This is a genomic window from Micromonospora sp. DSM 43699, from assembly GCF_055517075.1.
The window spans coordinates 1-9,767 of sequence record NZ_JBTMMT010000119.1; the positions used below are offsets into that span (position 1 = coordinate 1).

Genomic DNA, 9,767 nt, shown 5'->3' on the forward strand with positions numbered 1-9,767 from the left:
GCGGGGCGCGGGGCGGGGTGGGGGGCGGGGTCAGATGACCTGGAGGGTGGTGCAGAGCCAGCGGCCCCGGCGGTGTTCCAGGCGGAGCGCCATTGCCCAGGTGCGACCGCCGGCGGTGACCACGGCGGCCACCTCGACCGCTGCGGCTCGTGGCTCACACACCCGCAGCCGGCGTAGGTGTACGGCGGGCCGGGTGGAGCGCCGACGCACCGGCGGCGTGCGGGAGGCGGCGCGGGCGAGTTGTTCGGTCACCTCGACGGTGGAGCCCGGCTCGACCAGGGCCCGGATCTGGCCGGGGGGCCGGTAGCCGTTGAGGATCTCCAGGCAGGTGCCGACGAACCGGTGGGCCGCGCGGGTCGCCTCGGGAGTGGCGGTGGCGGGCGGTGGCGGTGGCGGGGCGGCCGGATGCCCGGGGCGGGGCCGGGGGTCGGGTCGCCTGCTGGCCGGGCGGCCGACGGGCGGTTGTCCCGTACCGAACAGGTCGAGGGCGAGTTGGCCGGCTGGCCGGGGCCACAGATCAGGCACCTCGTCGACGTAGGGCGGATCGGCGACGGGGGCGGGGCGCAACCGGATCGGCGGTCGGGTCGGCCCCGGACGGCGGGAGTCGGCCATCGCTGCCCCCTCGTTCTCTACGTTTGCCTACGTTTGCTTCCGACAGCGTCGATTGTCGGGCATGGCAACGCGCGGGGTCAATGGCTCAGCGGGTTGGCGTGATCACTCCGGGTCGCGGTCGGTGAGCGGGTTGCCGCGTACCCACTCGGCAGTCTCGGCGTACTTGAGCTGGATGTACTCCTCCAGCCGGGCGCGCTCGACCCGCCACTGACCCCGTCCGCCGATCTTGATGGCGGGCAGCTCGCCGCTGCGTACCATGTGGTAGACCTGCGAGTCCGACACGTTCAGCTCGGCGGCCACGTCGGAGAGCAGGAGAAACCTCGGCTCCACGGAAACCCCTCGGCTTGGCGTCGTTGGGCTCAGTTTGCCACCGACTGCCTTCCCCGCCCAGCACCGGACCCTGCCGGCCAGGCCTCACTGTCAGGTCCCCGACCGACCGGCTCTGACCGACCGGCTCCGACCGACCCACCGGTTCGGACCGGCGGACCGGCTCTGACCGAGCGGCTCTGACCCGACCGGCCCCGGCCGTCGGTGCCCGTCCGTGTGGAGCGGTCCCCCGGGCGCAGGGTGGTGTCGTCCGTCGGTGCGGCGGCTTCCCCCGGGGCGGTGCGCGGTGTATGACGGTCTCGGCGTACGGCATGATCGGCCTTCGGGGTTTCCATGGTCCCTCCCGGACGGCGAGGGCCGTCACGAGCCGGCGTGGGCCCGGGTCGAGAGGCCCGGCGAGCACGGCCGGGTGGGACCGTAACGGACAGGGGAGACGATGGTGGGCGACGAGTTGGTCCGGGTGTACGTGCCGGCGACCGTGCCGATGCTGGCCCTGCTGCGCGAGCGGGGACTGCCGGCCAGCGGCGGGCACGCGGTCACCCCCATGCTGCGGGAGTGGTACGCCGAGGGCGACGAGGAGGAGCTGGAGTACGTCGCCTTCACCCGGGCCGCCCAGGACGCCCTGCAACTGCTGCGGGAGGATTCGGCCGCGCCCCGCCGTCGGGTGGTGGTCTCGGTGGACCTGCCCGCGACCGCCGTCGGTCGGGGCGACGGCGAGCTGGGCTCCAGCGTGGTGGAGCTCGACGGGCCGGTGCCGGCGTCGGCGGTGGCCGCCTTGCACGTGGACGGGACCGACGCGGTCGAGGACGTGGCCGCCGCCGTCGACGTGGTGGTCGAGGCGCTCGACGGTGACCCGGACGCCCAGTTCACCGTCGACGGGGCCGAGGACCACGAGTTGGAGTGGTACGCCCCCTCCGAGTGGGAACTGCTGCTCCGCACCGCCTCCTGACCCTCCCGCCGAAGCGGGCCCGCCGGCCGGCGGGACGGGAGTGGTGCCTGGCGGCGGTGGGACGCCGGGTGACGGCCGGGATCAGTCCTCGGCGGGCTCGGGGACGTCGTCGCGGGGGGTCGGGCCGAGGGTGCGGCCGAAGAGGACGACCGCGGTCAGTGCGCCGACGAAGAGCACCCAGATGCCGTTGTCGACCCGCGAGGTGCCCATGCTGGTCTGGGCCACCGCGTCCGCCTCGCTCAACGCGCCGGCCAGGTCCAGCAGGGTCCGGCCGCCGACCCGGATGATCACCTCGGTGAGCAGCAGGAGCAGGCCGGGGCCGCCCCCGGCGACCAGGTAGGCGGGCCAGCGCGGGGCCGGGGCGTCGGGGGCGTGCCGGATCGCCCGGCGGCGGGCCCAGGTGAGGTAGCCGAAGGCGAGCAGCCCGGCGAGCAGCCCGGCGAGCAGCGACTCGGTGCGGGAGACCCACTTCGCCGCCCCGACCAGCGACGCCTGGGAGTCGTCGGCGCCGAACAGGTCGAACAGCGGGTCGCGGGCCTGGCTGAAGAGCACCACGAAGAGCAGGGTGCCGAGCGCGGCGGTGACCGCCGCGCCGACCGGTCCCGGGGTACGGGCTCCGGCGAGCGCCCCACCGATGATTGCCGCCGCCGCGCTGGTGCCGGCGATGGTGTTGGTGGTGGCGTTGTCGGCGTACGTCAGGTTGATGGCCAGGGCGGTGCCCAGCCCGAGCAGCATGCCGGCGCCGATCGCCGCCGCGAAGCGCAGCGAGGCGCGGTCGCCGAGCCGGCGGGCGGTCAGCTCGCTCGCGGCCAGCGCGACGGCCGCACCGGCGACCAGTGCGGCGGAGATCACCCCGGGCAGGGCGAAGGCGGAGAGGGTGATCGCGGTGAGGCCGACCGCCGCCGAGTGGATCGCCTCCCGGGTGGACCACAGCATCGCGGCCAGCCAGCCGACCGCCAGCAGCGCCAGCACCGGCGTGCCGGGGGCGTAGCCCGTCCGCCCGGCCGGCTCGTCGGTCGGCGGGTCGATGGACGCGGCCGTCGAACTGCCGGGCTGGTTGCTCATCGTCTCCCTCTCGACACCGCGCCACCCCGGCACCGGGACGGGCCCTTCTCGCCAACCAGCGTACGCGGGCGGGCCGGGTCGACCCGGGCTGGGCGTGGGCGCTCCCGACCGGCCCGGTCGGCCTCGGCCGCCCGAACCGGCGACCCTGCTTTTCGTCGGCCCACCGACGCGTTCCGAAGGGAATCGTCGCCGGATGGGCGATTGTGCCTCGCTATCCACGGCGCAGGCCGGGCGGGGCGTGAGTCGACCGGGACGGGCGTGGGAGAATCGTCGCCAGGTCCCGCCGCCGCGCCAGGTACGCCGCGTGGCGTCCGGCGTCCGGCCGTCCGGTCGACGCCTGCGGGGCCGATTTCGCCGCCGCTGTCGAGATCGCCCAGGAGCCTGTGATGGACGCCGTCTTCTCCGTACCCGAGCCGCACAACGAGCCGGTACGCACCTACGAGCCGGGCAGCGCCGACCGGGAGCGGCTCCAGCGACGGCTGACCGAGCTGGCCGCCGAGCGGATCGACCTGCCGATGACCATCGCGGGCACCCGGCGGATGGCCGGTGGCGACCCGATCGACGTGGTCCAGCCGCACCGGCACGCGCACGTTCTCGGGGTCACCGGCCACGCCACCCACGACGACGCCCGTGCTGCGGTGCAGGCCGCCAAGGACGCCGCGCCGATGTGGCGGGCGCTCCCGTTCGAGGAGCGGGCCGCGATCTTCCTGCGCGCCGCCGAGCTGCTCGCCGGCCCGTGGCGGGACACCCTCAACGCGGCCACCATGCTCGGCCAGTCCAAGACCGCCGTCCAGGCGGAGATCGACTCGGCCTGCGAGTTCATCGACTTCCTCCGGTTCAACGTGCACTTCGCCCGCGAGTTGCTGGCGGCCCAGCCGAACTCGTCGCCGGGGGTGTGGAACCGGTTCGACCACCGTCCGCTCGAAGGTTTCGTCTACGCGGTGACCCCGTTCAACTTCACCGCGATCGCCGGCAACCTGCCCTCGGCGCCGGCTCTGCTCGGCAACACCGTGGTCTGGAAGCCGGGCCCGACCCAGCAGTTCGCGGCGCACTTCACCATGCGGCTGTTCGAGGCGGCCGGGCTGCCCCCCGGCGTGATCAACATGATCACCGGGCGGGGCGAGGAGGTCTCCGACGTGGTGCTCGCCGACCCCGACCTGGCCGGCATCCACTTCACCGGCTCGACCAGGGTGTTCCAGCAGCTGTGGCGCACCGTCGGCGAGAACATCGCCGGCTACCGGGGTTACCCCCGGCTGGTCGGCGAGACCGGCGGCAAGGACTTCGTCGTGGCGCACTCCAGCGCCGACGTCGACGCCCTGCACACCGCGCTGCTCCGGGGCGCCTACGAATACCAGGGCCAGAAGTGTTCGGCCGCCTCGCGGGCGTACGTCCCCCGGTCGCTCTGGGAGGGTGGGCTGCGGGACCGGCTGGCCGCCACCGCCGACTCGCTGACCTACGGCGACGTGACCGACTTCGGCAACTTCGGCGGTGCGGTGATCGACGCCCGGGCGTACGCCCGGCACACCGCCGCGCTGGAGCTGATCGCCGGGGACGACAGCTGCCGGGTGCTGGCCGGGGGCACCGCCGACGACTCGGTCGGGTGGTTCGTGCGGCCGACCCTGTTCGAGTGCGCCGACCTGGCACACGAGACGTTCACCACCGAGTACTTCGGCCCGATCCTCGGCGTGCACGTCTTCGACGACGCCCGGTTCGACGACGTGGTCGCCCAGGCCGAGTCGATCGCCCCGTACGCGCTGACCGGGTCGATCTTCGCCACCGACCGCCGGGTGGTCGACGCGGTCGCCGAGAAGATGCGGTACGCGGCCGGCAACTTCTACATCAACGACAAGCCGACCGGCGCGGTGGTCGGGCAGCAGCCCTTCGGCGGCGCGCGGGCCAGCGGCACCAACGACAAGGCCGGGTCGTGGCACAACCTGGTCCGCTGGATGTCACCCCGGACCATCAAGGAGACGTTCGTGCCGCCGACCGACCACACGTACCCGCACATGGGCTGAACCGGCGTCGGCCGGCGGTGCCGCGCCCCAGGTCACCGCCGGCCACGCCGCCGCGCGGGGTGACCGACGGTGGTCCTGGGAGCACTGTCGCCGGCCGACAGTGCACATTGGAAATCCTCCCGGGTGGCAAATCCGGAAATCCTGGACGCCGGGACCGCAAAGTGGCAGCTTAGAGGGCATGGCGGATTCCGGAGTCAACCCCACTGCGGCGGCCCTGCTGGGGTTGTTGCATGAGGGCCCGATGACAGGCGGCCAGCTGATGGCCGCCGCTGAGCGCCGACTGGCGCCGTACTGGTCTATGACACGCAGTCAGGTCTACCGTGAGTTGCCGGTGCTGGCGGAGCGTGGTTTCGTGCGGCTGGGCAAGCCCGGGCCGCGGATGAGCCAACCCTACGCGATAACCGCGTCCGGGAAGCGGACCTTCTCCCGCTGGCTGGCGGAGAACCCCGGCCGGGACACCATCCGCAACCCGATCGCCCTGCGGATCGCGTTCGGCAACCTGCACTCGGCCAGTCAGCTCAAGAACCTCTACACCTCGGCCAACGAATACCACACCGAGGCCCTCGCGTACGTCCGGGAGCAGGTCAAGACCGCCAAGAAGGAGGGCGACGAGTACGACGCCAGCGCGCTGGAGTTCGCCGTCGCCTACCACAAGGCCGCGCTGTCCTGGCTCAAGACCGCCCCGGTCGGCTGATCATCCGCCCTGGTAGGTGGTGTGCAGTGAGCGGACCGCCGCACGCACAGTACCCTTGTCTGTCGTGACCGCTGCCGATTACGCCGAACAACTCAAGGAACTCGACGCGACCCTGCGCAACATCGAGTCGGTGCTCGACCTCGACCGCCTGCGGGAGGAGAAGGCCCGGCTGGAGGAGCAGGCGTCCGCGCCGGATCTCTGGGACGACCAGGCCCGGGCACAGCAGGTGACCTCGCAGCTGTCGTACGTCAACGGCGAGATCAGCAAGCTGGGCAGCCTGCGGTCCGGGCTGGACGACGCCCGGGTGCTGCTGGAGCTGGCCGAGGACGAGGCAGACTCCGGGGTGCTCGGCGAGGTCGAGTCGGAGATCGCCGGGCTGACCCGGGCCATCCAGGAGATGGAGGTCCGCACCCTGCTCTCCGGCGAGTACGACTCCCGGGAGGCGCTTGTCGCCATCCGGGCGGGCGCGGGCGGGGTGGACGCCGCCGACTTCGCCGAGATGCTGCTGCGGATGTACCTGCGCTGGGCCGAGCGGCACGGCTACCCGACGGAGGTCTACGAGACCTCGTACGCCGAGGAGGCCGGCCTCAAGTCCGCCACCTTCACCGTGAAGGTCCCGTACGCCTACGGCACGCTCAGCGTCGAGTCGGGCACCCACCGGCTGGTCCGGATCAGCCCGTTCGACAACCAGGGCCGTCGGCAGACCAGTTTCGCCGGGGTCGAGGTGCTGCCGGTCACCGAGCAGACCGACCACATCGACATCCCGGAGAACGAGGTACGGGTGGACGTCTACCGGTCGTCCGGCCCGGGTGGGCAGAGCGTCAACACCACCGACTCGGCGGTGCGGCTCACCCACATCCCCACCGGCATCGTGGTGACCTGCCAGAACGAGAAGTCCCAGCTCCAGAACAAGGCCTCCGCGATGCGGGTGCTCCAGTCCCGGCTGCTGGAGCGAAAGCGGCAGGAGGAGGAGGCGAAGCTGGCCGGTCTGAAGACCGGGAGCACCAGCTCCTGGGGCGACCAGATGCGCTCGTACGTGCTGCACCCTTATCAGATGGTGAAGGATCTGCGAACCGAGCAGGAGACCGGCAATCCGTCCTCGGTCTTCGACGGCGAGCTGGACAGCTTCATCGAAGCCGGTATCCGCTGGCGCAAACAGCAGCAGCTCGCCAACGACGCTGCGTGATCGATCGTGGACGGGGCGCGTCATCGATGCCGGGTTGACCGGGTGAATCGACGACGCGCCTCGCATCGGCGGGGCGTGGCACTTGGCTCTGCGGTTACACCGCGTAGACTCACGACCCGTGATTCAGCTTGAGCAAGTGACGAAGACGTACCCGAAGGCGTCCCGGCCTTCGCTCGACAACGTGTCCGTCTCGATCGAGAAGGGCGAGTTCGTCTTCTTCATCGGGCCATCGGGCTCCGGGAAGTCCACGATCATCAAAATGCTGCTGCACGAGGTCGCCCCCAACAAGGGCCGGGTCGTCGTCAACGGCAAGGACGTCACCTCGATGCGTTCCTGGAAGCGACCCCACTTCCGGCGTTCCATCGGCTGTGTCTTCCAGGACTTCCGGCTGCTGCCGAACCGCACCGCCTACGAGAACGTGGCGTTCGCCCTGGAGGTGATCGGCAAGACCAAGGCGGTGGCCCGCCGGGTCGTGCCCGAGGTGCTGGAGTTGGTCGGTCTCGGTGGCAAGGAGCACCGCTACCCGCACGAGCTCTCCGGTGGTGAGCAGCAGCGGGTAGCGGTCGCGCGGGCGTTCGTGAACCGTCCACTGATCCTGCTGGCCGACGAGCCGACCGGAAACCTGGACCCGGACACCTCGATCGAGATCATGCGCCTGCTGGACCGGATCAACCGCACCGGCACGACCGTCGTGATGGTCACGCACGACTCCAACATCGTCAACCAGATGCGCCGCCGGGTCGTCGAGATCGAGAGCGGCCGGATCGTGCGCGACCAGGCCCGCGGCGTCTACGGGTGAGCCGGCGCTCCACCCCTGCCGTACGACCTGACGACGAACACCTCACGCCGGAGAGCCGGAGGAACACCCGATGCGGATGAAGTACGTCCTGTCCGAGGTACTGGTCGGACTGTGGCGCAACGTCACCATGACCGTCGCGATGATCATCACGATGGCGGTCTCGCTGACCATGCTCGGCGCCAGTGGCCTGATGTACAAACAGGTCGGCGACATGAAGGATCTCTACTACAAGAACGTCGAAGTCTCGATCTTCCTGAAGACCGACGTCACCGAGCAGCAGCGCACCGACCTCGACGCCAAGTTGAAGGGCGATCCCCTGGTCAAGGAGGTCCTCTACGTCAACAAGGACGAGGCGTACAAGACCTTCAAGGAGATGTACCAGGACGCGCCCGACCTGGTGAACGCCGTGAAGCCGGACCTGCTGCCCGAGTCGTTCCGGCTGAAGCTGGTCAACCCGGAGCAGTACAAGAACATCTACGACCAGTACCAGGGCACCGAGGGGGTCGACGTGATCGTCGACCAGAGCCGGCTGCTCGACAAGATCTTCAACGTGCTCACCGCGATCCAGAACATCGCGCTGGCCGCCGCGGTGGTGATGGCCATCGCCGCGCTGCTGCTGGTGGCGAACACCATCCAGGTGGCCGCCTACAGCAAGCGGCGTGAGGTCGCGGTCATGAAGCTGGTCGGCGCGTCGAACTGGTTCATCCAGGCGCCGTTCGTGCTGGAGGCGGTGGTCGCCGGCCTGATCGGCTCGTTGCTGGGCCTGGTCGCGCTGATCGGTGCGAAGCAGTTGCTGTTCAGCGGCTCGTTGAAGGCGCTCGAGGGGCTGCTCTCGCCGATCCAGTGGTCGGACATCTTCCTGATGTTCCCGCTGATGGCCGGCGTCGGTGGTCTGATCAGCGCCGCCACCGCCTGGGTCACGCTCCGCTTCTACCTGCGGGTCTAGTCACCGCAAGGGGTGTTCCGTGAGGACCCTTCCGCGCCGGGAACAAACGGCGCGGAAGGGTCCTTGTCGTTCGGGTAGCATGATCCCCGCTCGCCGGCCGGACGGCCGGTGCGTGGACCAGGAAGGGGGTGCGCCGGATGCCACGGGAAAAGGGCCGCAAGGTGGTCGCCTCCAACAGGAAGGCCCGCCACGACTATGCCATCCTCGACACGTACGAGGCGGGCATGGCGTTGACCGGCACCGAGGTGAAGTCGCTGCGGGCGGGGCGGGCCTCGCTTGTCGACGCCTTCGCCCAGGAGCGCGACGGCGAGCTGTTCCTGCACGGCATGCACATCCCGGAGTACACCCAGGGCACCTGGACCAACCACGAGCCCCGGCGTACCCGCAAGCTGCTGCTGAAGCGGCTGGAGATCGACAAGCTGGTCGGCAAGACCCGCGAGGGCGGCCTGACCATGGTCCCGTTGCAGGTCTACTTCTCCGACGGCTGGGCCAAGGTGGAGATCGCCCTGGCCAAGGGCAAGAAGTCGTACGACAAGCGGCAGGACCTCGCCAAGCGGGACGCCGACCGGGAGATCGCCCGGGTCTCGGGCCGGCGGGGCAAGGGAATGGACGACTGATTCGTCCCGTTTGTCGGGCTGGACGCGCCGACCCGGGGCTCGGGATGAAACCCGTTGCGGTAGGCGTTAGTCTTGTCAGTGCCGCCACATCGGCGGCCCGTCGAGGGGGTGACTGGTTTCGACTTCGTACGCAGCGACAGGGGAAGCGAGCCGAGGAAGCCGACGTCGTCTCGAGAATCGGTCGTCGGAAAACTATAAGCGCCAAGCAAAATCGCGCTGACTTCGCTCTCGCCGCCTGAGGCGAGTAGCTGAGTCTGTCGGCCTGGGAACGCCTTCGTCCCAATAGCCGGCATCAGTTAGGAGGCTGGCCAACCGGACCCGGTCGCGGGGTCCGTGCGGCGAGATCAATCAGCGACTGGGCCCGTCACACCAACTTGCTCGCGTGAGCGGTGGGGCCGAGTAGAGGCATAGCGAGCTGCGCTCGGAGAAGCCCTGACAAACCGGCGAAGGACCCGGGTTCGATTCCCGGCACCTCCACCACACGATGCGCCCCGGTCCCCAAGGACCGGGGCGCATCGCCATTCCTCCCTGACCCACCCGCCCCCGCACTCCCGGGC

The 9,767-nt window shown here is 70.5% G+C and carries 10 protein-coding genes and 1 other RNA gene; 8 read left to right on the forward strand and 3 right to left on the reverse strand.

Features of this window, described 5'->3' with window-relative positions; translation table 11 throughout:
* Window positions 1-30: 30 nt before the first annotated feature.
* Together AC0AIB_RS30480 and AC0AIB_RS30485 are read right to left on the reverse strand one after the other, a co-directional pair.
* Window positions 31-612: an Rv3235 family protein gene (locus AC0AIB_RS30480; RefSeq protein ID WP_328339849.1), complete on the reverse strand. Its 582-nt coding sequence runs from the start codon at window positions 610-612 to the stop codon at window positions 31-33.
* A gap of 102 nt (window positions 613-714) precedes the next feature.
* Window positions 715-942, reverse strand: a complete 228-nt coding sequence (locus AC0AIB_RS30485) for a helix-turn-helix domain-containing protein (protein ID WP_067306191.1) — start codon at window positions 940-942, stop codon at window positions 715-717.
* Window positions 943-1,378: 436 nt separating this feature from the next.
* Here AC0AIB_RS30485 and AC0AIB_RS30490 point away from each other — a divergent pair, with 436 nt between their 5' ends.
* Window positions 1,379-1,888, forward strand: coding sequence for a DUF6912 family protein (locus AC0AIB_RS30490; RefSeq protein ID WP_328339843.1), 510 nt, complete (start codon window positions 1,379-1,381; stop codon window positions 1,886-1,888).
* Between the two features lie 81 nt (window positions 1,889-1,969).
* On the opposite strand, the gene AC0AIB_RS30495 is transcribed toward AC0AIB_RS30490, so the two are convergent.
* A complete protein-coding gene (locus AC0AIB_RS30495) occupies window positions 1,970-2,953 on the reverse strand; it encodes a hypothetical protein (RefSeq protein WP_465097996.1) in 984 nt (327 codons plus the stop codon).
* Window positions 2,954-3,339: 386 nt separating this feature from the next.
* Between AC0AIB_RS30495 and pruA the strand changes: the two genes are divergently transcribed.
* From pruA to ssrA, 7 genes are all read left to right on the forward strand, one after another.
* A complete protein-coding gene (gene pruA / locus AC0AIB_RS30500) occupies window positions 3,340-4,968 on the forward strand; it encodes an L-glutamate gamma-semialdehyde dehydrogenase (RefSeq protein WP_465097997.1) in 1,629 nt (542 codons plus the stop codon).
* A gap of 178 nt (window positions 4,969-5,146) precedes the next feature.
* Window positions 5,147-5,662: a PadR family transcriptional regulator gene (locus tag AC0AIB_RS30505; protein ID WP_091248492.1), complete on the forward strand. Its 516-nt coding sequence runs from the start codon at window positions 5,147-5,149 to the stop codon at window positions 5,660-5,662.
* Window positions 5,663-5,726: 64 nt separating this feature from the next.
* A complete protein-coding gene (gene prfB, locus AC0AIB_RS30510) occupies window positions 5,727-6,848 on the forward strand; it encodes a peptide chain release factor 2 (protein ID WP_328339834.1) in 1,122 nt (373 codons plus the stop codon).
* A gap of 118 nt (window positions 6,849-6,966) precedes the next feature.
* Entirely contained in the window at window positions 6,967-7,647 is a 681-nt protein-coding gene (ftsE, locus tag AC0AIB_RS30515) for a cell division ATP-binding protein FtsE (RefSeq protein ID WP_030331491.1), read from the forward strand.
* Between the two features lie 70 nt (window positions 7,648-7,717).
* Entirely contained in the window at window positions 7,718-8,593 is an 876-nt protein-coding gene (ftsX, locus tag AC0AIB_RS30520) for a permease-like cell division protein FtsX (RefSeq protein WP_328339831.1), read from the forward strand.
* A gap of 137 nt (window positions 8,594-8,730) precedes the next feature.
* Complete coding sequence (gene smpB, locus AC0AIB_RS30525; protein ID WP_328339829.1) at window positions 8,731-9,210, forward strand: SsrA-binding protein SmpB; 480 nt, start codon at window positions 8,731-8,733, stop codon at window positions 9,208-9,210.
* A 104-nt stretch (window positions 9,211-9,314) separates the two neighbouring features.
* Window positions 9,315-9,690: a transfer-messenger RNA gene (ssrA, locus tag AC0AIB_RS30530) on the forward strand.
* Window positions 9,691-9,767 lie beyond the last annotated feature (77 nt).

What these genes read in the sequence shown, in the direction of transcription:
- AC0AIB_RS30480 (WP_328339849.1), bottom strand. Translation starts at nt 612, where the DNA reads ATGGCCGACTCCCGCCGTCCGGGGCCGACCCGACCGCCGATCCGGTTG.
- AC0AIB_RS30495 (WP_465097996.1), bottom strand. Translation starts at nt 2,953, where the DNA reads ATGAGCAACCAGCCCGGCAGTTCGACGGCCGCGTCCATCGACCCGCCG.
- pruA (WP_465097997.1), top strand. Translation starts at nt 3,340, where the DNA reads ATGGACGCCGTCTTCTCCGTACCCGAGCCGCACAACGAGCCGGTACGC.
- AC0AIB_RS30505 (WP_091248492.1), top strand. Translation starts at nt 5,147, where the DNA reads ATGGCGGATTCCGGAGTCAACCCCACTGCGGCGGCCCTGCTGGGGTTG.
- ftsX (WP_328339831.1), top strand. Translation starts at nt 7,718, where the DNA reads ATGCGGATGAAGTACGTCCTGTCCGAGGTACTGGTCGGACTGTGGCGC.
- smpB (WP_328339829.1), top strand. Translation starts at nt 8,731, where the DNA reads ATGCCACGGGAAAAGGGCCGCAAGGTGGTCGCCTCCAACAGGAAGGCC.